17 protein-coding genes and 2 tRNA genes are annotated in these 20,961 nt (G+C 70.6%); 11 read left to right on the top strand and 8 right to left on the bottom strand.

Going from position 1 to position 20,961, the window contains the following annotated elements; all coding sequences use genetic code 11:
• Window positions 1–18: 18 nt before the first annotated feature.
• Both ACZ5KV_RS09030 and ACZ5KV_RS09035 read right to left on the bottom strand, forming a co-directional pair.
• Complete coding sequence (locus ACZ5KV_RS09030; RefSeq protein WP_464238977.1) at window positions 19–1,155, bottom strand: hypothetical protein; 1,137 nt, start codon at window positions 1,153–1,155, stop codon at window positions 19–21.
• Window positions 1,143–1,808 (bottom strand): acylneuraminate cytidylyltransferase family protein, encoded by a 666-nt coding sequence (locus ACZ5KV_RS09035; RefSeq protein WP_464238978.1) that lies wholly within the window; start codon window positions 1,806–1,808, stop codon window positions 1,143–1,145. Before ACZ5KV_RS09035 ends, ACZ5KV_RS09030 begins: the two co-directional genes overlap by 13 nt.
• A gap of 202 nt (window positions 1,809–2,010) precedes the next feature.
• On the opposite strand from ACZ5KV_RS09035, the gene ACZ5KV_RS09040 reads away from it, so the two are divergent.
• The 4 genes from ACZ5KV_RS09040 (at window position 2,011) to ACZ5KV_RS09055 (ending at window position 5,148) form a co-directional block, all read left to right on the top strand.
• Window positions 2,011–3,201, top strand: coding sequence for a glycosyltransferase family 2 protein (locus tag ACZ5KV_RS09040; RefSeq protein ID WP_464238979.1), 1,191 nt, complete (start codon window positions 2,011–2,013; stop codon window positions 3,199–3,201).
• A gap of 235 nt (window positions 3,202–3,436) precedes the next feature.
• A complete protein-coding gene (gene serS, locus ACZ5KV_RS09045) occupies window positions 3,437–4,696 on the top strand; it encodes a serine--tRNA ligase (RefSeq protein ID WP_464241826.1) in 1,260 nt (419 codons plus the stop codon).
• 89 nt (window positions 4,697–4,785) lie between these two features.
• Window positions 4,786–4,861, top strand: a tRNA-Lys gene (locus ACZ5KV_RS09050).
• A 211-nt stretch (window positions 4,862–5,072) separates the two neighbouring features.
• Window positions 5,073–5,148: transfer RNA gene (locus tag ACZ5KV_RS09055), tRNA-Glu, on the top strand.
• Between the two features lie 130 nt (window positions 5,149–5,278).
• Here the strand turns inward: ACZ5KV_RS09055 and tsaA are convergent.
• The 5 genes from tsaA to ACZ5KV_RS09080 form a co-directional block, all read right to left on the bottom strand.
• The gene (tsaA, locus tag ACZ5KV_RS09060) at window positions 5,279–5,791 is read right to left on the bottom strand and encodes a tRNA (N6-threonylcarbamoyladenosine(37)-N6)-methyltransferase TrmO (RefSeq protein ID WP_464238980.1); all 513 of its coding nucleotides are present in this window, start codon (window positions 5,789–5,791) and stop codon (window positions 5,279–5,281) included.
• A gap of 330 nt (window positions 5,792–6,121) precedes the next feature.
• Window positions 6,122–7,024 carry a formate dehydrogenase accessory protein FdhE gene (locus tag ACZ5KV_RS09065; protein ID WP_464238981.1) on the bottom strand — a complete coding sequence of 301 codons (903 nt, stop codon included), beginning with the start codon at window positions 7,022–7,024 and terminating at the stop codon, window positions 6,122–6,124.
• Between the two features lie 84 nt (window positions 7,025–7,108).
• Window positions 7,109–7,831, bottom strand: coding sequence for a 4Fe-4S dicluster domain-containing protein (locus ACZ5KV_RS09070; RefSeq protein WP_464238982.1), 723 nt, complete (start codon window positions 7,829–7,831; stop codon window positions 7,109–7,111).
• 50 nt (window positions 7,832–7,881) lie between these two features.
• Window positions 7,882–10,917: a formate dehydrogenase-N subunit alpha gene (gene fdnG, locus ACZ5KV_RS09075; protein ID WP_464238983.1), complete on the bottom strand. Its 3,036-nt coding sequence runs from the start codon at window positions 10,915–10,917 to the stop codon at window positions 7,882–7,884.
• Between the two features lie 358 nt (window positions 10,918–11,275).
• Complete coding sequence (locus ACZ5KV_RS09080) at window positions 11,276–11,710, bottom strand: winged helix-turn-helix domain-containing protein (RefSeq protein WP_464238984.1); 435 nt, start codon at window positions 11,708–11,710, stop codon at window positions 11,276–11,278.
• A 317-nt stretch (window positions 11,711–12,027) separates the two neighbouring features.
• On the opposite strand from ACZ5KV_RS09080, the gene ACZ5KV_RS09085 reads away from it, so the two are divergent.
• A complete protein-coding gene (locus ACZ5KV_RS09085) occupies window positions 12,028–12,774 on the top strand; it encodes a transposase (protein WP_464238985.1) in 747 nt (248 codons plus the stop codon).
• A gap of 81 nt (window positions 12,775–12,855) precedes the next feature.
• Here ACZ5KV_RS09085 and ACZ5KV_RS09090 read toward each other — a convergent pair whose 3' ends face one another.
• Entirely contained in the window at window positions 12,856–13,806 is a 951-nt protein-coding gene (locus ACZ5KV_RS09090; protein ID WP_464238986.1) for a helix-turn-helix transcriptional regulator, read from the bottom strand.
• 122 nt (window positions 13,807–13,928) lie between these two features.
• Between ACZ5KV_RS09090 and ACZ5KV_RS09095 the strand changes: the two genes are divergently transcribed.
• The 6 genes from ACZ5KV_RS09095 to ACZ5KV_RS09120 all read left to right on the top strand — a co-directional run bounded on the left by ACZ5KV_RS09095 (window position 13,929) and on the right by ACZ5KV_RS09120 (window position 20,957).
• Window positions 13,929–15,986: a TonB-dependent receptor gene (locus tag ACZ5KV_RS09095; RefSeq protein ID WP_464238987.1), complete on the top strand. Its 2,058-nt coding sequence runs from the start codon at window positions 13,929–13,931 to the stop codon at window positions 15,984–15,986.
• Between the two features lie 2 nt (window positions 15,987–15,988).
• Window positions 15,989–17,107, top strand: coding sequence for a methyltransferase (locus ACZ5KV_RS09100; RefSeq protein WP_464238988.1), 1,119 nt, complete (start codon window positions 15,989–15,991; stop codon window positions 17,105–17,107).
• Window positions 17,104–18,147 (top strand): hypothetical protein, encoded by a 1,044-nt coding sequence (locus ACZ5KV_RS09105; RefSeq protein WP_464238989.1) that lies wholly within the window; start codon window positions 17,104–17,106, stop codon window positions 18,145–18,147. Before ACZ5KV_RS09100 ends, ACZ5KV_RS09105 begins: the two co-directional genes overlap by 4 nt.
• Window positions 18,134–18,904 (top strand): ABC transporter permease, encoded by a 771-nt coding sequence (locus ACZ5KV_RS09110; RefSeq protein WP_464238990.1) that lies wholly within the window; start codon window positions 18,134–18,136, stop codon window positions 18,902–18,904. The genes ACZ5KV_RS09105 and ACZ5KV_RS09110 overlap by 14 nt, the downstream gene beginning before the upstream one ends.
• Window positions 18,901–19,566, top strand: coding sequence for an ABC transporter ATP-binding protein (locus ACZ5KV_RS09115; protein ID WP_464238991.1), 666 nt, complete (start codon window positions 18,901–18,903; stop codon window positions 19,564–19,566). The genes ACZ5KV_RS09110 and ACZ5KV_RS09115 overlap by 4 nt, the downstream gene beginning before the upstream one ends.
• A gap of 563 nt (window positions 19,567–20,129) precedes the next feature.
• Entirely contained in the window at window positions 20,130–20,957 is an 828-nt protein-coding gene (locus ACZ5KV_RS09120; RefSeq protein ID WP_464238992.1) for a DUF3450 domain-containing protein, read from the top strand.
• The last annotated feature ends 4 nt before the right edge of the window (window positions 20,958–20,961 follow it).

Below are 20,961 nucleotides of genomic sequence, written 5' to 3' on the forward strand. Positions count from 1 at the left end.
CCCTTTCGGGGCGGCCTGCTAGGGCAGGGGCAGCCCGGCCAGCTCGGCGCGCAGCAGGTCGATTTCCGTGCGCACCACCATGGTGCCGGGCATTTCGAGCAGCGCCGGGGGCGAGGCCGGGTCGGCGGCCAGGGTCAGCAGGTCGGCGGCGTAGAGCAGCCCGGCGTCGGGCACAAGCACGCGCGGGAAGTCCTGCCGACCCCGGATGCGGCGGCCGGTGTCGGTGCGGACCATGCCCCGTCCGTCGGGCGCCGGGCGCCATGGCGCACCGGGGGGCGCGTCGAAGCGGCTCAGGTCGAAGGGTCCGCCGTGCTCCACGGCGTCCAGAACCAGCAGTTCCAGGGCCTGCGAGCCCTCCAACCCATCCAATCCCTCGACGAGGAAGCGCAGCACCGGGGCGGTTTCACCCGCCGGGGCCGGGTCGTCCTGGGGCTCGGGCCGTGCGCGGCCCGTGCTCCAGGCCAGTTCCAGCGCATCCGGGCGCATCCGGGCGTCCACCAGCAGGCGGGCGCCCCTGGCTCCGCCGGGTACCAGCGCGGCCATGGCGCGGCCTTCGGCCAGGGCCACATGACTGGGCGGCCCGGCGAGCCCGGGAGCCCCGGCCAGCAATTCCGCCAGCCCCGGGGCGGCGTCGGCCCCGCCCGTCGCGTGGGGCCCCAGGGTCAGGGTCTCGCGGATGGTGAACAGGCGCCGCAGTTGGCAGGGATGGTCCGCAGGCGTGGCGGCCGAGGCGGCCAGGGCCCGGCCCGAGGCCCGGGCCCGCGCGGCGAAGTCGGCCAGGGCCGCGCCCAGCGCCAGGGGCGGCCCGGGGGCCAGCCAGCGGTAGTTCACGAACAGATGCCCGGCAAGGGGATCGGCTCCGGCCTCCAGCAGGGCCAGGGCCGCCCGGCGGGCGCCTTCGGGCACGGGGCGGGCGTGGATGGCTTCATGGTCCTCGGGCAGGGGCGGCAGGACGTTCGCGGCCCGGTCCGTGCCCGTGGCCGCCGCGTCCAGGCCCCGGTGCGGTTCCAGGAGCGGAGATGCGGCCAGCAGCACGCGGGAAAACACGTCCGCCCCGCGCAGGGCGGCCAGCATCGCCCGGACCCGTGCCCTGCCCCGGGTCGGCTCCGCCAGGGCCTCGCCCGGCAGCGCCAGGGCGCAGACTACCGCGCGCACAGGCCCTCGCAGCCGAAGTCGAACAGCCCGCGCGCGATGACCTGCCCGGCCAGGGTCAGGTCGTCGGGGGTGTCGATGTCGATGAGCATGGCCGGGTCGTCCAGCACGTGGCAGTAGTTCCCGCGCCCGGTGCGGGCCATGGCCGCGCCGTCGTAGGTGCCCAGGGAGCGGTAGCGCGCCGGGCCGCCGCCGTGGGGCGTGAAGCGCCGGGCGGTGAAAACGGTCTCGAAGCCTTCCAGGTTTTTGGCCGCGAGGCGGTCCACCAGGGCCGGGGTGCGGAAGGGGTGCGTGGGGTAGAGCACGGCGACCACGGCGGGGTGGTAGCCTTCGCGGCCGAGTTCGGCCAGGGCGTGAGGCACGCAGGTGCCGGGGGTCACGCGGTCGCCCGAAAGCTCCGCCGGACGCAGGAAGGGCGTTTCGGCGCCGAACTCCCGGGCCCGGGCCGCGATGTCCGGATCGTCGGTGGAGACGATCACGCGGTCCACCAGCGTGGCCGCACGGGCAACGAGGATCGAATAGGCGATGAGCGGCAGGCCCGCCAGGGGCGCCACGTTCTTGCGCGGAATGCCTTTGGAGCCGCCCCGGGCGGGGATCAGCGCCAGGACGGGGCGGAGCGCGGGCTGCGGATCGGGCTGGGGGTCGGGTCGGGTCATGGCTTTCGGGTCGTGGAATGCGGTGTTGCCGTGCCGGGCCAGCATACGCGCGGGCCGGGGCCCTGTCCACGCGAGAGGCGCCGGGAGGCAAGCGGGGGCGCCGGAGTTGTCAAACGGTCCCGGCCGAGGGTACAACCCGGGCAGGCCCGGGGCGTTGCGCCCCGCGCCCCCGCAGCCCCCATAACTGTTCGGAGGCCCGGCGTTGCATATACGGCAGGACAGTCCTCTGGTTTCGGTGCTTATGGCCACCCGCGACAGGCTCGACCTGTTGTCCGGAGCCCTGGCCTCGGTGGTCGCCCAGAGCGAGCCGCGCTGGGAGCTGCTGCTGGTCAACGACGGCGGGCCGTCGCCCGCGGGGGTGGTCGCCGGGTTGGGCGACGCGCGCATCCGGCTGGTGGAGTTGCGCGAGCGGCGCGGCAAGGGCCACGCCGTCAACCAGGCCTTTGCCCGCAGCCGGGGCGCCTTCATCGCCCACCTGGACGACGACGACGCCTGGCATCCGGAGCATCTGGCCGTGCTGCTGGCCGCCCTGGCCGGGGCACCCGGGGCGCGTATGGCCCACTCCGACGCCGAGCGCGTGGACCTGGCCCCCGACGGCCTGGGCGGCTGGCGCGAAACGGGCCGGGCCCTGGTCCACCGCGTTCCCGCCAGTCTGGAAGCATTGCTGGAATACAACTGCGTCACGGGCATTTCCGTGCTCCACGACCGGGCCCTTTTCGAAGAGGCCGGGGGCATGGACGAGGCCCTGGACGTGCTCCTGGACTGGGACCTGTGGCGGCGCATGGCGGCGTTGACCACGCCTGTGCACGTGCCCCGCGTGACCGCCGAATATTTCGTGCGCGCCGAAGAGGCCGGAGAGACCGGGGCCGCGGCCCCGGCGCCCGCCGGGGCGCACCTGACGGGGCTGGCCCGGCGCGACCCCGTGCGCTACGTGCGAAACCGACTGCGCATTCTGGACAAACCCCTGCCCCTGCCGCAGGACGGCAGCCTGGACGCGGCCCTGGCCGGGGCCCGGGCCCGGGGGCGCATGCAACTGGCCGTGGCCCTGGGCGAGGCCGCCGAGGCCGCCGGAGACGTGGCCGTGGCCCGGGCGCATTACGAGGGCGGGCGCGACGCGGCGCCGGGGCACGTCCTGCCCTGGCGCAAGCTGGGGCGGCTGGCCGCCGCGGGCGGAGAGCACGAGGCGGCCCTGCGGGCCTTCGGCAAATGCTTGGCCCTGCCCGGCGCCGCGCCTGCGGACGCCCTGCACGCGGCGGGCGCGGCCATGGCCCTGGGCGAGCCGCGCAAGGCTCTGGGCCTGCTGGAGGCCGCCGCGCGGCGTTTCGGCCCGGAGCACGAGGGCCAGCCCGCCGTGCTGCGCCTGCTGACCCAGGTGCGCGCCCTGGCGCGCTGAAGCCGGGCCGGGCGGTTCTCCGCCCGCGCCGCATCCTGTCCCCACAGCGCGCCCGGGCGGTTCTTTTCTTTTCTGGTCGGCCCCGGCCCGGCCCGGGCGCGGGGTTGCGGGCCGGGCGCGCTTCCAGTATAGATTGGGCCCTCGGCGCGGGCGGCGCGCCGTTTTTCCGCACCCATGCGGCGGTCGGCCCGCCGGAAGGACTGCCATGCTCGACCTCAAATTCATTCGCGCCAATATGGACGCGGTTCGCGAAAACCTGACCCGGCGCCGGGCCAAGGTGGACCTGGACGCCTTCTCGGCCCTGGACGAAACCCGCCGGGCGCTCATCCAGGAAACCGAAGCCCTCAAGGCCGAGCGCAACGCCGTGTCCAAGGAAGTGGGCCAGCGCAAGCGCGAAGGTCAGGACGCCGCCGACCTCATGGTCCGCATGGGCGACGTGGGCGAGCGCATCAAGGCCCTGGACGCCGAGCTGCGCGAGGTGGACGCCGAGGTGCAGGACTGGCTGTTCTCGGTGCCCAACATGCTCCACGGGAGCGTGCCCGACGGCGCGGACGAGAACGACAACCCCGAGCTGCTGCGCTGGGGCGCGGCGCCGCAGTTCGACTTCGAGCCCAAGGAGCATTGGGAGCTGGGCGCCGCCCTGGGCGGGCTGGACTTCGAGCGCGCCGCCAAGCTCACGGGCAGCCGTTTCGTGGTCTACCGCGGCTGGGCCGCGCGCCTGGAGCGCGCCCTGGCGGCCTTCATGCTCGACATGCAGACCACCGAGCACGGCTATTTCGAGGTCATGCCGCCGATGATCGTCAACCGCGAAACCCTGACCGCCACCGGCCAGTTGCCCAAGTTCGCCGACGATCTCTTCAAGCTGGAGAATTCCGAGTATTTTCTGATTCCCACCGCCGAGGTGCCGGTGACCAACCTGCACCGCGACGAAACCCTGGACGAGGCCGACCTGCCCTTGAAATACACCGCCTGGACCGGCTGCTTCCGCTCCGAGGCGGGCTCCTACGGCAAGGACACCAGGGGCCTGATCCGCATGCACCAGTTCCAGAAGGTCGAGATGGTGCGCTTCGAGCGGCCCGAGGATTCCTACGCCGCCCTGGAGCAGATGCGCGGGCACGCCGAGGCCGTGCTCCAGCGCCTGGGCCTGCACTACCGGGTGGTGACCCTGTGCTCGGGCGACATCGGCTTCGGGGCCACCAAGACCTATGACCTGGAGGTCTGGCTTCCGGGGCAGGGCAAATTCCGCGAAATTTCCTCGTGCTCCAATTGCGGCGATTTCCAGGCCCGGCGCGGCAATATCCGCTTCCGGCGCAAGGAGGGCGGCAAGAGCGAGCTGGTGCATACCTTGAACGGCTCGGGCCTGGCCGTGGGCCGGACCCTGGTGGCCGTGCTGGAAAATTATCAGCGGGCCGACGGCAGCGTGGCCGTGCCCGAGGCGCTGGTGCCCTACATGGGCGGGCTGACAGTCATCGGCCCGGAGCCCGCCGGGGCCTGATGCCTCTCGCGGTGTTCCCCGTGGCTTGCCCGGGCATCCCCGGGCCTTGACAGACGGCTCATGCGCCGCTACGTACTCATTCCCTCTGTGGGCCGTTAACTCAGGTGGCAGAGTATCTGCCTTTTAAGCAGAGAGTCGCTGGTTCGATCCCAGCACGGCCCACCACCAGACTTTCAGTGCCCCGGGTCCATCCAGACCCGGGGCGTTTTGTCGCCGGGTAGCGGGTGTTTTTGTGCGTCCGGTCGGATTTCTTGGGGGAATATATTCAGTTTGTTCGGCAGGATATCTCCTGGCTGCGGAATATTCCTCCCGGCCCTTGACAAGAAGCCCCCCTTTGGTCAATAAGACCCCTCCGGACGGCAACGTCCGCCACAGCGTCCCCATCGTCTAGTGGCCTAGGACATCGGCCTCTCACGCCGGTAACAGGGGTTCAAACCCCCTTGGGGACGCCAAAGAAAATCAAAGGGTTACGGTGAAAGCTGTAACCCTTTTTCGTTTTGGGACGGCAACGGGGCGGCAACGGCTTTCGGAGGCTGCCAGGGTGCCTCTGATTTACTTCCCGGAACGGTGCGGCCTTGGAGGTCAGCGGTCTTTCTTGGTTCCCTTTTCGGGGCAGGCGGCGAAGCGTTCGTCGCTGCGGTGGGTCGCGGCGTTGCCCGACTTGCCCTCGAACCAGCCCACGCGGTCGGCGGGCCAGATGTCGAAGTCGGGCACATAGGGCTTGATGTCGATGACCGGAGTGCCGTCGAGCACGTCCACGTTGTCCAGCACCAGCGCCTCGGGCGTGACCTCGCACAGGGTCATGACCGACAGGCCCAGGGGGTTGGGGCGCTTGGGCGAGCGGGTGGCGAAGATGCCGTGGGGCGTCTTGTCCAGGAAGGGCAGCACCGTCAGCTCCTGGCCGCAGATTTCGTGCAGGTGGTAGAGGATGATCAGGTGCGAAAAGCCCTCGATGTCCTTCAGGCCTTCGCGGAATTCCGGCAGGACGTGGATGGTGCCCTTGAATCCGTGGGCCCCGGAGGGCTGGATGGGCATGCCTTTGATGTGCGTGTGCGGGGTCCGGAAATAGCCGATGGGAGTGTAGACGATGTGCATGCGCGCGGCCTCGTGGGGTTTGCGCGGCTTTTAGCAGGAAATGTTCCAGAGAAAAAGCCTTATTATATCAGAGTATAGAGCTTCGAGACCACTGCGGGCCGCGGCGAGGTGTTTGCAAAAATGAAACATCGGGCCCGGCGGGTGCCCGGGAAATGACGGATTTGTCTTTTGCGTCGGACGAGGCACGGCGTGAAGCACTGCGCCGGTTTCCGCGCCCGCGCGCAGCGGGGCGCAGGGCGGGGTGAAGCCCGTGGGCCGGGCAGGCAAAAAGGGTTGCGGCGGGAGCCGCAACCCTTTTTGTCGTGGCCGCGCGGGGCTGGCCGCGCGGCGCTAGAGGTCCAGCCAGGGCTGGGGCGCGATGGGCGTGTAGCCCGCCTCGCGCACACGCAGCTCCAGGGGCAGCATGGCCAGGGCCGCAAGCTCCGGGTCGGGCAGGGTCACGAGGTCGGTGGCGTCCTGGCACAGGCAGTACGTCTTGCACTTCTCGCAGACATCGGCCCGTTCCGTGGGCCGGTCGGGATCGGCCAGACGGCCCAGGTGCGCGGGGTCCTCGTTGCCGCAGACCGGGCAGGACACGCGCTTGTAGCGCCACTCGGTGGCGCAGGTGGCGCAGCGCAGGTGGCGGATGCCCGCCTGGCTGCCCATGAAATCGATGCGCTCGTTGTCGCGCATGAGCCGCGAGAAATGCGGCGCGCCGCCGCACACGGGGCACTGCGGCCGTCGCCAGGGCAGGTCGCGCAGCAGCGGGGCCAGGCTGCGGGCCTGGGCTTCGATGCAGGGCGCCACCAGTTGCCGGGCGGCGAAGGCGAAGGTTTCGTCCGCCACGCCTGTGGGGGCTCCTGCGGGGGCGGTGCAAGCCGTGAGCACCTGGGCGGGCGCCAGGGTGCCGTCCTCCAGGGCCCTGCGCAGGGCGGCCAATTCGTCCGCCAGGGGCGGGAAGGCCTCTTCCATCACCGGCAGCAGCAGCGCGGCGGCCGCGGGAATCTGGGCGGCAACGTCCTGGAATCCGCTTTCGGCCAGCAGGGGCACGCCCTGGCAGAAGCGTTCCTCGTCGACCACGGGCAAGGCGCCCGTCCAGCCCGGGGCGGCCTCGCGCACGCGGGCGCGCCCGGCCAGCAGGGCCGCGAAGCGGGAGAAGGAATCGCGCAGGGGCGGGATCTCGTCGCCGAGCCGGGCGGCGTCGGCCAGGAGGTGCTGCGCGGCGGAGTCGGCGGTCTGGCAGGAAGCGGGCATGGTCGGTCTCCCGGGCTTTGGGTTCGTGTGGCGCGGGCGCCCCGCCCACGGGGCGCCCGCACTGTTTATGGTGAGGGAGGAGTCTTAGCTGCGCAGGGTCCGCGTCAGGCCCGCGATGGGGGCCAGGGTCTTGGCCAGGAACTGCTGGCGCGAGAGCGGACCGGGGGCCTGGGCCACGGCGTGCTCATGGTATTTGGCCGGGTCGTCGGCCACCAGGAAGATGACCGAAACGTCGTCCGGGTCCAGAAGCCGGGCCTTGGGGAACTCCTTTTTGACCTCGGCCAGCCGGGTGGCGGCCAGTTGGAGCATTTCCTCGCGTTCGCCGAAGTTCATGGCTCCCATGGCGCAGCTCTTCACGCACATGGGCAGCATGTTGGCGCGCACGCGGTCGATGCACATGTCGCATTTCACGAGTTGCTTGGTTTGCGGGTTCTGGCGCGGGATATCGTAGGGGCACGACTCGCGGATGAACGCGTAGTCCTCGGCGGAGGTCTTCTCGGTGAAGATGACGGCGCCGGTGGCCTCGTCCTGGATGATGGCGTCGGGGTCGGCGGCCGAGCCCATGCAGGGCGGGGCCACGCAGTGGCGGCACTGGTCGGGGAAGAAGTACCACTGGACCACGTCGTTTTCGAGGTGCTCGCTGAAACGCACCAGTTTGAAGTTGAAGGGGTTCAGATCCGGCGGATTCTGGTGCGTGCCGGTCTGTTTGGTCGCGTTGGGAGGCAGGTTCTTCCATTCCTTGCAGGCCACCTGGCAACCCCGGCAGGCCGTGCAGCGGGTGGTGTCGATGAGAAACGCCTTGGACATGCTTCTTCTCCTTGGCTTGCTTCACGGGCGGCATGCCGCCCGGGTTGGCACTACAGTTCCGTCACCTTCTCGGCCTTGTACAGGTTGACCAGGCAGGCCTTGTACTCGGGGATGGTGGTGTTGGGGTCGCCGATGGACACCGTGACGCGGTTGGTGGAGTCGCCGCACTTGGGCTTGGACCAGCCGAAGCAGAACGGCATGCCCACCAGGTGCGTGGTCTTGCCCATGACGTTGAAGGGCCGGATGCGCACGGTGACCATGGCCACGGCCTCGGTCTTGCCGCGCAGGCTCTCGACGATGACCACATCGCCGTTCTGGATGCCCTTTTCCTTGGCCAGCTCGTGGCTCATCTCCACATACTGCTGGGGCTCGGCCTCGAGCAGGGGCGGGGCGTTGCGCGTTTCCGACCCGGAGCACCAGTGCTCGGTGAGGCTGTAGGTGGTCAGCACGATGGGGAAGCGCGGATCGCCGTGGGCGGCCAGCTTGTCCACATCGCTCTCGATGACCTTCATGCACGGGTTGTGCATCTGGCCCGAGAAGGGGTTCTTGGTCAGCGGCGTTTCGGCGGGCTCGTAGTGCTCGGGGAAGGGCCCGTCCTCGCGGCCGGGGCCGAAGAGCTGGGAGTGGCCCTCGGTGGTCATGATGAAGGGGTACTTGCCGCCTTCCTGGGCCATGGGCGGGTAGCCGCCGTCGGGCACATCGCCGATCCACTTGCCGTCCTGCCAGGCGATGACCGTCTTGTCGGGGTTGAAGGGCTTGCCGTTCTTGTCCACCGAGGCGCGGTTGTAGAGCACGCGGCGGTTCATCGGCCAGGCCCAGGCGAACCCGGGGTAGAGGCCGATCCTGGCCTGCATGGGGGTCTGGGTCAGGTCGCGGCGCTTGGCCAGGTTGCCTTCCTCCTCGGTGTAGCCGCCGCAGTAGAGCCAGTTCATGCTGGTGGTGCTGCCGTCGTCCTTGAGGTGCGGGAAGCCGGGCACGAGCTGGCCGCGCTTGTAGGTCTTCTTGCCGACGGTCACCTCGGTGGTGAACACGCCGTTGATGCGCCGGGCCACGGCCTCGGCGTCGAAGGCCTCGGGATAGTCGGCCTTGAGGATGGGCTCGGGGAACGCGCCGCCCTCCTTGGCGTACAGGGCCTTCACGCGGTTCATGATCTCCACGAACATCTCGCCCATGTTGCGGCTCATGCCCAGGGGCTCGGCGGCCTTGTAGTGCCACATGTGCCAGCGCCCGGAGTTGGAGATGGTGCCGTCCTTTTCGGCGCGGTAGGCCGAGGGCAGCAGGAAGACCTCGGTCTTCACGGTTTTGGGGTCGATGCCGGGGCGGCGCCAGTTGTCGGTGGTCTCGTTGTGGAAGACCTCGCCCATGACCACCCAGTCCAGATCGTCCCACGCCTTGCGGACCTTGTGGATGTTCGGGATGCTCTGGCAGGGGTTGTGCCCGAAGCACAGGCCGCCCTTGATCTCGCCCTTGTACATGCGGTCGAAGATGTACAGGTGCGAGTAGTCCACGCCCGGGTCCATCTTGGGCACCAGGGAGTAGCAGAAGTCGTTTTCCTTGGTGGCGTTGTCGCCGTACCAGGACTTGAGCAGGCTGACCACGTACTTCGGCCGGTTGCCCCACCAGTTGATGCTCATGGGGTCGTTGGTCACGGGGGTGTAGGCCTTCAGGTAGTCGCCCAGGGTCTGGTAGTTCGCCGTGGGGGTGCTGTGGTAGCCGGGCAGGTAGCCGTAGAGCAGGGCGTGGTCCGTGGTGCCCTGGACGTTGGGCTCGCCGCGCAGGGCGTTGATGCCGCCGCCCGCGATGCCGATGTTGCCCAGAAGCTGTTGCACCAAGCCCGAGAGGCGGATGTTCTGCACGCCCACGGAGTGCTGGGTCCAGCCCAGGGCGTAGATGATCGTTCCGGCCTTGTCGGGGCGGCCCGTGGCGCAGTAGGCCTCGTAGACGCGCAGCAGGTTTTCCTTGGACACGCCCGTCACCTGGGACACGCGGTCCAGGTCGTAGCGGTCGTAGTGCTCCTTGAGCAGGTTGAAGACGCAGCGCGGGTGCTGGAGGTTGCGGTCGCGCTTGACCCTGCCCTTGGAGTCCTTCTCGAAGGCCCACTGGCTCTTGTCGTACTTCTTCTTCTTGGGGTCGAACCCGGAGAACATGCCGTCCTTGAAGGTGTACTTCTCGCCGACGATGAACGAGGCGTTGGTGTACTCCAGCATGTATTCGGCGAAGTATTTCTTGTTCTCAAGGATGTACTTGATCATGCCGCCCAGGAAGGCGATGTCCGTGCCCGAGCGGATGGGCACGTGGAAGTGGCTGCGGGCCGAGGTGCGCGAGAACTTCGGGTCCACGTGCATGACCACCGCGCCCTTCTCCTTGGCCTTGATGACCCATTTGAAGGTCATGGGATGGTGCTCGGCGCAGTTGCTGCCCATGATCAGGATGGCGTCGGCGTTGCCGATGTCGTTGTAGTGGTTGGTCATGGCGCCGCGCCCGAAGCACTCGGCCAGGGCCGGAACCGACGGGCTGTGGCAGATGCGGGCCTGGTGGTCGAAGTGAACGATGCCGAAGGCGCGCACCATCTGGTGCAGCACGGCGGCCTCTTCGTTGGACACCTGCGAGGAGCCCAGGTGGAACATGCTTTCCACGCGGTTGACCACCTTGCCTTCAGCATTGGTGGCCTTGAAGTCCTTGTCGCGCTGGTCCTTGATGCGCCGCGCGACGCGCTCCATCATCCAGTCCCAGTCCTTCTCTTCCCAGTCGGTGGCGCCGGGGGCGCGGTAGAGCGGCTTGGTCAGCCGCTGGGGGCTGGTGTGCAGCGACAGCAGCGACGCACCCTTGGCGCACAGGCCGCCTCCGCTGATGGGGAAGTCCGGGTCGCCCTCCACGCTGATGATCTTGCCGTCGCGGACGTGCACCAGCACGTTGCAGCCGCAGGAGCAGAAGGGACAGATGGAGATGAACTCCTTGGCGCCCTCGATCTTGAGCTGCGCCGCGTAGGCGGCGACAGGGGCGGGGGCGATGCCGAAGCGCGCGAGCGCCAGCCCTGCGGCGCCCGCTCCGGTCAGTTTCAGGAACCCTCGACGAGTTACACCCATGACAGCCTCCTTGTGGTTGATGGCCTCGCGCCGGGGCCGGTGCGCCTTCGGGCGCATGCCCGGGCGCACGCCGGGCCTGGCGCGGTTTGCGGTGGGGATTTCATTTTCCCTCTAGCCGTCGGCAAGGGGCGCGTCAATAAAAAGTCCAATTATTGTTGATGTTTATATTAATACACATCTGGAAAAAGCAGGGGCGGGGCAATAGAAAAAGACGCGCTCCGCATCCGGCCCGGGTGGCGCCGGAGGGCACGGGGAGATGCGGTGCGCTCGTTGCGGTTGCGCGGCGCGGGGCGATGTCGCGAGGCTGCTGCGGCCGGCCCGTCCTCCATGCGCTGGCGCATGGGGGCGGGCCGGGCACTCAGCGCGGGGAGAGGGCGCCGTCCTTGGCCGTGGCCGCGTGCAGGGGCTCCAGCCCCGGGCGCCGGGCGTCTCCAAAGCCGATGATGGGCCAGGGGAAGATTTTCTCGGCCTTGAGCATGGCGCAGTTTTCCACCTCGTCGAACCATTGGCGGAAGGCATCGCGCAGGGCCTGACCTTCGGGGGTCAGGTGGCAGCCTTCGCGCTTGGTGGCTCCGGCCTCCACCAGGCGCAGGCCCAGAGCTTCTTCCGTCGCCCGCAGCTTGCACCACGCGGCGCGGTACGACATGCCCAGAACGCTGGCGGCCTTGCGCAGGGAGCCGTGCGTTCCGATCAGGTCCAGTAGCTGGACGCGCCCCAGGCCGAAGGCCACGGCGTTCTTGTTTTCCAGCCAGATGTGCAACCGCACGGTCACCGGCGGCGATCCGGTCGACATGGTTGACCTCCTTGGTCCGCGGTCGTATAGCTCCGCATGGTATAGGAAATCCTGAGCCGTCCCATTGCGGAACCGGATAGCATCGGGTGTATTTCCTGACCGGCTGGTGGGCAATTGCGTGGCAGACGGAAGTCATGGGCTTTGACACCGCCCCCGCCCCGGCGCGCGCAACGCGTGAATCGTGGCGAGGGCCAGTGGTTCCGGCCTGTTGTCCTGTTTTTTGTCAGAATCCCCGGGAAGTGGACGCACGTTGGCGGATGGATTTAATACACTTCAATGATTTGGTTTCTTCCGAAAGCAAAGCCCGGCGCTATTTGTTGGGTTTTTGCTGGAAAAACCATCAACGCCACTGCCCGCGCTGCCGCGAGCGCAGGCTTTATCGGCTGGCCTCGGGGCGGCGGCGGTGCAGCCGCTGCGGCTACACCTTCCACGACTTCAGCCAGCGCTTCGTGAACCTGTGCGGCCTGAGCTGCCGCCAGTGGCTGTGGTTCCTGAAGCTGACCGAGCTGTGGACCCCCGCGCGGGACATGGCCGGGCAGATGGGCGTGGCCTACGCCACGGCCCTCAAGGCCCAGGACACTCTGCGCCGGGCCATCCTGGCCCAGGCCCTGGACGCCCGGGCCCTGCGTCAGGCCGAGGCCGAGGCCGACCCGCAGGCCTCGCCGGTGTTCGGGCTGGTGGAGATCGGCGGGGTGGCCATTTGCGACGTGCTGCCCGACGTGACGGCTGAAAGCCTGCTGCACTTCAAGCTCAACTTCCGGCTGAAGACGGCCAGCCAGGGCCCGGTGGTCTACACCGCGCCGTACCGCAACTACCTGACCCTGTTGGGCTGCGGCCCGGCCCTGTGGCCCACGCGGCTCATCCATCACGACGACAAGCGCCTGCCCGCCGACGCCGGGGGCTTCTGGCCCTGGGCCAAGCGCCAGCTCTCCGGCCAGCGCGGCCTGGGCCCGGCGACCTTCGCCCTGCGCCTGAAGGAACTGGAGCTGCGCTACAACTACCGCGACCAGGACGTGTTCCCCCTGCTGGCCAAGGCCCTGTGCGGCTTTGTGCCCGACGGCTGAATCCCGGCCTCGGGCGGGCGCATCGGCGATGCGCCCCGGGAGGGCTTCGCCCGGGCGGCGTGAAGCGGGGGGGCGGACGCGTCAGCCCTGTCGTGTCTGGAATTTCTTGGGGGGCAGGCCGTATTTCTTGCGGAATTCCGCGCTGAAATGGCCCAGGCTCTGGTAGCCCACGTGCATGGCGACCTCGGTGACGGTCATGGCGCCCGAGGCGAGCATCTCGCGGGCCATGTCCAGGCGGTAGGCGCGGAAATATTCGAACACCGGCACGCCGAAGACCTGCTTGAAGCCCGCCTTGAGCTTTTTTTCGTTGATTCCCGCCATCCGGGCCAGTTCGGCCAGGGAGGGCGGGTTTTCCATGTCCTGGACCAGGATCTCCCGCGCGTCGCGGATGCGGGCCACGTCCGCCGCGCCGCGGAGGGGCCCGGGGGCCGCTCCGGCGCCCCGGCCTCCGGCCCGCGTCGTGTCCGGCGCCAGGAACTCGTCGAGCTGCGCGCCGATGAGCTCCAGGGCGCGCGCCTCCAGGTGCAGCCTGCGCAACGCGCCGCCGTAGGGGCCGCCGAGGATGTCCGCCACCAGGCGCATCTTGTGCACGCTCCGCCGCCCGGCCCATTGGAAGGTCTCCCGGCGGCCGGACAAGGCGGCGGCCAGGGGCCCGGGCGTGCGGGCGCGTTCCAGGGCGAGGTACGGCTCCAGAAATTCCTGGGAGACGATGATGCTCAGGCGATGCATGCCCGCCCGGCATTCCAGGGAGCCCGCCGTGTCGGGCAGGTAGGTGATCCGGTTGCTGCCGCTGCCGTGGATGCGCGTGGTCCGGCGCAGGGGGCCGTCCACGTAACGGCAGCGGTTCAGCCCGGCGAGCATGAAGCCGAAGATGATCGGCGAGTCCTCGATGGTGAACTCCGTGAACACGGGCACGCCCGGGGCGATCCTGGCGAGTTGGAGCGTCAGGCCCGGGCGCAGGGCCACGGCCTCGGTTCCCGTGCGGTAGACCGTCGGCCCGGCGAAGAGGGAGAGGGTGTTTCCGGTGCCCATGCTGGTTGTGTCCGTCCCCGGGGTCGGGCCCGGAGGGGATGGTTTTCGTCCCCGCCCGGGTGAGCCGCCCGCAGGGTTTTCCTTTACTGAAAAGGAAAGTCAATTTCAAGAGGAGCCCTGCCATGCGCCCAATCATCCTTTCCGCCGTCGCGGCGGTGCTGCTCCTTGCGGGCAGTGCGGCCGCCCAGGAAGCCCAGCCCCGGCCCGAGTTGGCCTACACGCTGGACACGACCACCGTCACCGCCACCAAGCGGGAGCAGAAGGTCAAGGACATCGCCGCCAGCGTGTCCGCCGCGTCGGACCTCGACCTGGAAAACATTGCGGCCAAAACCCTCCAGGACGCCACGGCCCTGTTCCCCAACGTACATATGAAGAGCACCAGTTCCGGCAACGAGATCGTCATCCGCGGGTTCTCGACCTGGGACACGGCCCTGCAATCCCCGGCGGGGCTCTACGTGGACGGCGTGCCCTACCCGCTGTCTTTCATGCAGAACATGGACCTGCTCGACGTGGAGCGCATCGAGGTTCTGCGCGGGCCGCAGGGCACGCTGTACGGCCGCAACAGCGAATCCGGCGTGGTCAACCTCGTACGCCGCGCGCCGGACGACACCGCGCGCGGCTCGGTTTTCGCCGAGGTCGGCAGCTTCGAGACCCTGCGCGCGGGCGCCTCGGCGGCCGGGCCGCTGGTGGAGGATTCGGTGTACCTCTCGGGTAGTTTCCTGCGCCACCAGACCGACGGCTTCGTGGAGAACATCCACAAGGGCAGCGACAGCGCGGCCAGCCGCAAGGCCGACTCCGGCCGCGCCATGCTCCGCCTGACGCCGACCGCCGACCTCGACCTGCGCCTGTCCGTGGACGCGACCCACAGCGACGACGGCATCGGGACCATGCGCCTGGACACGGGGCCGAACCGCTCCGGCAGGCTGAAGGTCCGCTCCGACGCGGCCGACGACGCCTCCTCGGACCTCGTGGTGCCCGCGCTGGTGGCCGACTACGCCACCGATCTCGTGAAGGTCACCTCCATCACCAGCTACATGGACTACGACTACAAGATGAAAAGCGACATCGACCGCACGGCCTCGGCCACCGGCGTGTCGGACATGAACATCGACCAGCGCAACGTGACCCAGGAGCTGCGCCTGGCTTCCACCGGCGAGCGCGACCTGTCCTGGGTCGGCGGGGCCTACCTGGGGCGGACCTCCCTGCGCACGAACATGGACCGCCTGCGGGCCATGGCCACGGCCAACACCTATCTGCACACGGACTCCACCGAGGATACGGGCGCGCTCTTCGGCCAGGCCACCTACGCCCTGCTGGACAGCCTGCGCCTGACGGCGGGCCTGCGCGCGGAGCACACCCGCCTGGACGGCGACCAGACCTACGAGACCGGCGCGGGCCTGCGCCGCGACTACGGCAAGACCACCGACTATACCGAACTGCTGCCCATGGCCGCCTTGTCCCTGGACATGACGGACAACGTGACCGGCTACCTGTCCTGGTCCCGGGGCTACCTGCCCGGCGGGTTCAACGTGTTCTCCGCCAGCAACGAGGATAATTTTTCCTACGACGCCGAATACAGCACCAACTACGAGACCGGGCTGAAGACCTCCTGGCTGGACGACCGGCTGCTGGCCAACCTCTCGGTGTTCCACTCCACCATCCGCGACAAGCAGGTGCGCGAGGAGGACGCCGCCGGGGGCGTGGGCGCGTGGAAGTTCACCAACTCGGCCAAGGCCCACTCCACGGGCGTGGAACTGGAGGCCCGGGCCTACCCCGTCGCGGGGTTGGAGCTGCGCGCGGGCCTGGGCTACGCCCGCTCGGAGGTCGACGAGTGGACCGTGGGCGGCGCGGACTACGACGGCAAACGCCTGCCCTGGGCGCCGGACCTGACCTTCAACCTCGGTGTCGGCTATACCCTCGAAAACGGGCTCTTCGCCCAGGTGGACCTGTTCGGCTCGGGCAAGCAGTACTTCGACGCCGAAAATTCCCTGAGCGACGCGGGTTACCGCACGGTCAACCTCCAGCTCGGCTACCGCATGGAGCAATGGGAGTTCTCGGTCTGGGCCAAGAACCTGCTGGACGACCGCTACGCCACCAAGAAGCTCGAAGCCAACGGCCAGACCATCGTCGAGGACGGCGACCCCATGAGCTTCGGCACCCGCGTCGTGTGGAGGTTCTAGCCATGCCCCGCACCATGACCGAACCCGAAGGCATGCGGCTCCCGGCCGCCGGGGAGCCGCCTTTCGCCTGCCTGGGCCGGTGGCTCACCGCTCCCGTGACCCTGGCCCTGCTGGAGCTGGCCATCGACCTGGAGCTGCCCGACGTGCTTGCCCGCGCCGGGGGCCCGCAGGGCCGGGCGGACCTCGCGGCCGTCGCCCGGGCCCTGGGCGGCGCCCGCCAGGAGGCCCTGGGGCCCGTGCTGGACGCCATGGCCGCCGCCGGGCTGCTCGAAAAGCGGGAGGGGCGCTACGCCAACGCCGCCCTGGCCGACGCTTTCCTGCGCAAGGATCGCCCCGCCTACCTCGGGGCCATGGTCCAGTCCCTGAAGGCGATGCAGCACCGCAACCTGGCGAGCCTGCGGGAGCTGCTCTTCGCGCCCCGGCCCGCCGTGGCCGGAGCCCCAGGCCTGCGCAGCGAGGAGCATTGGCGGCGCTCGGCCCGGGGCTTGGCGGGCTATCAGAAGGCGGGCATCGCCGAGGCCATGGCCGCGCTCGTCGCCGCCCTGCCCGGGGCCCCGGGGTTCCGCCGGATGCTCGACCTGGGCTGCGGCCCGGCGGTGACCTCCCTGCGCATGCTCGAACGGCTGCCGGGGCTGCATCTGACCCTGTGCGACTTCGCGCCCGTGCTGGACGTGGCCCGGGAGGAGGCCGGGGCCGCCGGGCTGGCCGGGCGCGTGCGTTTCGTGCCCGGGGACTACAACGCCGTGGACTTCGGCGCGGACTACGACCTGGCCTGGGCCTGCCAGAGCCTGTACTACGCCCGCGACCTGCCGGCCTTTCTGGGCCGGGTGTTCGCCGCCCTGCGCCCGGGCGGGCTGTTCGTCAGCATCCACGAGGGCGTGCATGCCGAGGGCACGGCTCCGGCGGAGCTGGTGCTGTCGCGGCTGTCCCTGGCCCTGGAGGGACAGGACGTGTCCTTCGCGCGCGGGGGCATCGCCGCCGCGGCCCGGGGAGCGGGCTTCGTGCGCGTCCACGCCGCCGCGCTGCCCATGCTCTACGGCGAGGCCGATCTGGAGATATTCCGGCGCCCGGAGGCGGGGGACGCCGGGGGCGCCGGGAAGGACCGGGAGGTCCGGCCGTGAGGGGGTTGCGTCTGGCTCTGCTGGTGGTCGCGCTGCTGGCGGCGGGGGCCGCGCCGCCCTGGGCGCCGGGCACGGCCCGGGCCGGGGACGCGCCGCCCCGGCTACGCCTGGCCGCCCCGCCCGTGCCCCAGGCCCTGGCCCTGCTGCGGGCGCCGCACAGTGCGGCCCTGCGCCGCGCGGGCCTGGACGCCGCGTTTACGCCCTGGCGCTCGCCCGAGCAGTTGCGGGCCCTGGTGGCCAGCGGCTCCATCGACGCCGTCATCGCCACCCTGCCCACGGCGGCGGTCCTGGCGGCCCGGGGCCTGCCGTGCACGGTGCTGGCCGCTTATGCCGCGCCGCTGTGGATCGTGTCGGCGGCGGACTCCGGGGCCGGGGCGCCGGGCCCGGGCGGAGCCGACGCGCTGGCGGCCTTTCTGGCCCTGGACGGCGCCGAAATCCTGCTGCCCTTCGGCCCGGGCGACATGCCCGAACTGGTCCTGGGCGTGCTGGCCCGGGCCACGGGCGTGACCCTGCACCCGCGCCACGCGGGCAGCGCCATGGAGGCCCTGAACCTGCTGCGCCTGGGCCGGGCGGCCCACGCCCTGCTGCCCGAGCCCTTTGCCACGCGGGCCGTGGCCGATGCGGCGGGCGGGGTGGCCCTGGCCCGCACTGTGGACCTCGGCGCCCTGTGGCTCCGGGCTTTCCCCGGCCAGTGGGCCATGCCCACCGCCGCTCTGGTGGCCGTGGGGCCCGTGGCGGGCGATCGCGCGGCCTGCGCCGCGCTGCGCGAAAGCTTCGCCGAGGGCCTGGCCTGGGCCCTGGCCGAGCCGGAGGCGGCCCGGGCCCTGGCCGAGGTCGGCTATCCGGAATTGGGGGCATTGCTTGGGGCCGGAGCCGACGCGGCCGCGCAGGCTCCGGGCGCCCCGGCGCTGCTGGTCGGCCCCCGGGGCGAGGCGGCGGCGCGCTTCCTGCTGGAGCGTCTTTTCGAGCAGTGCCCGACCTGCCTGGGCGGGCGCCTGCCCGGGGAGACTTTCTGGGACATGGGCCATGCGGATTCCTGACCTGCCCGACATCCCCGACTGGGGCTGGCGGCTGGCGGGCTGCCTGTGCTTTCTGGGCCTCTGGCAGATCCTGGCCGCCTGGGGCGGGGGGCTGGCCGTGGCCGCCCCGCTGGAGACGCTGCGCACTCTGGCCGGGCTGCTGGGCCAGGGCGGATTCTGGCTGACGGGGCTGTTGCCGACCCTGGGCCGGGTGCTGGCGGGCTTCGGGCTGGGCGTGGCCGTGGGCGGCGCCCTGGGCGGCTGGGCCGGGCTGCACCGGGGCGCGTGCCTGTTCCTGCTGCCCCTGCGCTGGGTGCTGTCCAGCGTGCCGGGGGTGGTGCTGGTCATCCTGGCCATGCTGTGGTGGGGCGTGGGCTCGGCCATGGTGGTGGCCATCGTGGCCCTGTCCGTGGTGCCGACGATCTTCCTGGCCGTGCGCGAAGGCTTCGCCGCCGTGGACGACGGCCTGCGCGAGATGGCCCGGGCCTACGGCCTGGGCTGGGGCAGGCGCCTGACGGCCCTGTACCTGCCAGCCGCCAGCGCGCCGTTTCTGTCCGGCTGCGTGGTGGCCCTGGGCGGGGGCATGCGCGTGGCCATCCTGGGCGAAACCCTGGGCGCCTCCCAGGGCCTGGGCTACGCCCTGGCCCTGGCCCGGGCCAATCTGGACACCCCGAAACTCTACGCCGTGGCCCTGGTCAGCATGCTGCTGGTCAGCCTGGTGGAGGCCACGCTGCTGCGCTGCCTGCGCCGGACCCTGCGGCGCGGGAGGACGCCATGACCCCCCTGGTCACCCTGCGCGACGTGCACTACCGCCACGGCCAGCGCGACATCCTGCGCGGGGTGACCCTGGTGGTGCGCCCCGGCGAGGCCGTGGCCCTCATGGGCCGCAGCGGCGAGGGCAAATCGACCCTGGTGCGCGTGGCGGCGGGCCTGCTGCGGCCCCATGGCGGGCATGCGGCCCTCACGGCCCGGCGTGTGGGTTTCGTTTTCCAGGAGCCCCGGCTGCTGCCCTGGCGCACGGCCCTGGAGAACGTGATGCTGCCCCTGGCGGGCCCGGCGCGGCAGACCGGGGCCGCGTGCCGCGCCGTGCTGGAGGCCGTGGGCCTGGCCGGGGCCGGGGGGCTCTACCCCGGGGAGCTTTCGGGCGGCATGCGCCAGCGGGTCTCCCTGGCCCGGGCCCTGGCCGTGGACCCGGACCTGCTCGTGCTCGACGAGCCATTCACCGGCCTGGACGACGCCCTGCGCCGGGACATGCGGGCCCTGCTGGAAACCCAGGTCCGTAGCCGGGGGCTGGGCGTGCTCCAGGTGACCCACCACAGAGAGGACATCCTGCACGGCACGCGGAGCGTCTATCGCCTGGAAGACGGCCTGCTGCGCGAGGACGCGCCGGGCTGCGCGCCGCCGGATGCGGCAACGACGGGAGCCCTTCCGGGCCTCTGACCGGGGGGCGGCCGCCGACTCGAGTGGCACGGGCGCCCCGGCCGGGCGGCTCCGGGGCGCGGGTGGGCCGAGGGAAGAGCCCGGGAGCCGGGAGGAGGCGGGAAGGCCGCGACACGGGTCGCGGCTTTTTTCGTGTTTCGCGTCGGGGCCGATGGCTGACGTGAGCCTTTGCCGTGGCTTTGCATGAAATACGTAATGGAATCGTGTTACCAAATTATTCCCTTCAAAGGATGCGGGTTTTTGTGCGCGCAAGGGCTGGGGCGCGGGACGGGAGGGCGGAAGCGACGGTGTTTCCTGGCGAGTATTGCCACATAGCCTGTTTTGGAGTATCGCACCCGGAGCCCTCGGGAGGTCCTGCCCGAAGGCGGCCCTGGCCGGGCAGCACCGGTTGGTCACACAAAAAATTATTTCATAACATGAAAAGCAGATCACATCTCTTTGCTCTTTCCGAGGCGTTGTGCCCCTGCTGTGCCCGATATTCGCGGCCTGCGGCGCCGGTTGGCGCGGCTGGGCGCGCGCGGGGGCGGCGTCCGGGGGGGCAGGTCCTGTCGGCGGCCCTGGCCGTGGCGCTTGCGGCGGGCCTGGCCCTGGCCGCGCCCGCTTCCTTCGGCTTTGCCGACACGGGCCCCGGCCTGGAGCAGGCCGCCGGGCAGCTCGCCGGGGCGGCCACGGCCCAGGGTCAGGCCCAGCGGGCCGCCGACGCCTGGGCCCTGGAACGCGACGCCCTGCGCGACGAAATCCGCCGCGAGGGCGAAGCGCTGGCCTGGCTGGAAGCCGCCCTGATTCGCCGCCAGGACTATATCGCCCGCCGCGAGGCCGTGGTGGCCGGGCTGCGCGACTCCGCCCGGGAGATGGCCGCCCTGGAACGCGGGCTGGAGCCCGTGCTCGACGCCGTGCTGGCGCGCCTGGAGGAACTGGTGGCCGCCGATCTGGCCTTTTTGCCCCGGGAGCGGGCCCAGCGCCTGGAAATGCTGCGCGAGACCCTGGGCGACTACGGCCTGGACCCCGGCGAAAAGCTGCGTCGCTTTTTGGAGGCCTTGCAGGTCGAGGCCGGATACGGCGCCCTGGTGGAAGCCTGGGACGACGCCATCGACCTGGACGGCGCACAGGTTCAGGGCCGCGTGTTGCGGCTGGGGCGCGCGGCGGCGCTGTTCCTGTCGCGCGACGGCGCCCGGGCCGCGCGGCTGCTGCCCGGGGCTCCGGGCTGGGAGGCCCTGGGCGCCTCCGAAGCCCGGACCCTGGCCCAGGCGTTGGAGATGCACGATCACCGCCGGGCGTTCGAGCTGCTGGCTCTGCCCGTGGGCCCGGCGCGGCTCGAAACCCGGGCCGAGGCCCCGGCCCCGCCGCAGGCGGGCGAGCGGGGCGGGGCACAGGCCGGGGGGCAGCCATGACCCC

The organism is Desulfocurvus thunnarius, from assembly GCF_055390965.1.

Excerpts from the sequence above, each read along its gene's own strand:
- ACZ5KV_RS09035 (WP_464238978.1), bottom strand. The coding sequence starts at position 1,808 with ATGACCCGACCCGACCCCCAGCCCGATCCGCAGCCCGCGCTCCGCCCC.
- serS (WP_464241826.1), top strand. The coding sequence starts at position 3,437 with ATGGACGCGGTTCGCGAAAACCTGACCCGGCGCCGGGCCAAGGTGGAC.
- tsaA (WP_464238980.1), bottom strand. The coding sequence starts at position 5,791 with ATGCACATCGTCTACACTCCCATCGGCTATTTCCGGACCCCGCACACG.
- ACZ5KV_RS09065 (WP_464238981.1), bottom strand. The coding sequence starts at position 7,024 with ATGCCCGCTTCCTGCCAGACCGCCGACTCCGCCGCGCAGCACCTCCTG.
- ACZ5KV_RS09070 (WP_464238982.1), bottom strand. The coding sequence starts at position 7,831 with ATGTCCAAGGCGTTTCTCATCGACACCACCCGCTGCACGGCCTGCCGG.
- fdnG (WP_464238983.1), bottom strand. The coding sequence starts at position 10,917 with ATGGGTGTAACTCGTCGAGGGTTCCTGAAACTGACCGGAGCGGGCGCC.
- ACZ5KV_RS09080 (WP_464238984.1), bottom strand. The coding sequence starts at position 11,710 with ATGTCGACCGGATCGCCGCCGGTGACCGTGCGGTTGCACATCTGGCTG.
- ACZ5KV_RS09090 (WP_464238986.1), bottom strand. The coding sequence starts at position 13,806 with ATGGGCACCGGAAACACCCTCTCCCTCTTCGCCGGGCCGACGGTCTAC.
- ACZ5KV_RS09095 (WP_464238987.1), top strand. The coding sequence starts at position 13,929 with ATGCGCCCAATCATCCTTTCCGCCGTCGCGGCGGTGCTGCTCCTTGCG.
- ACZ5KV_RS09100 (WP_464238988.1), top strand. The coding sequence starts at position 15,989 with ATGCCCCGCACCATGACCGAACCCGAAGGCATGCGGCTCCCGGCCGCC.
- ACZ5KV_RS09110 (WP_464238990.1), top strand. The coding sequence starts at position 18,134 with ATGCGGATTCCTGACCTGCCCGACATCCCCGACTGGGGCTGGCGGCTG.
- ACZ5KV_RS09115 (WP_464238991.1), top strand. The coding sequence starts at position 18,901 with ATGACCCCCCTGGTCACCCTGCGCGACGTGCACTACCGCCACGGCCAG.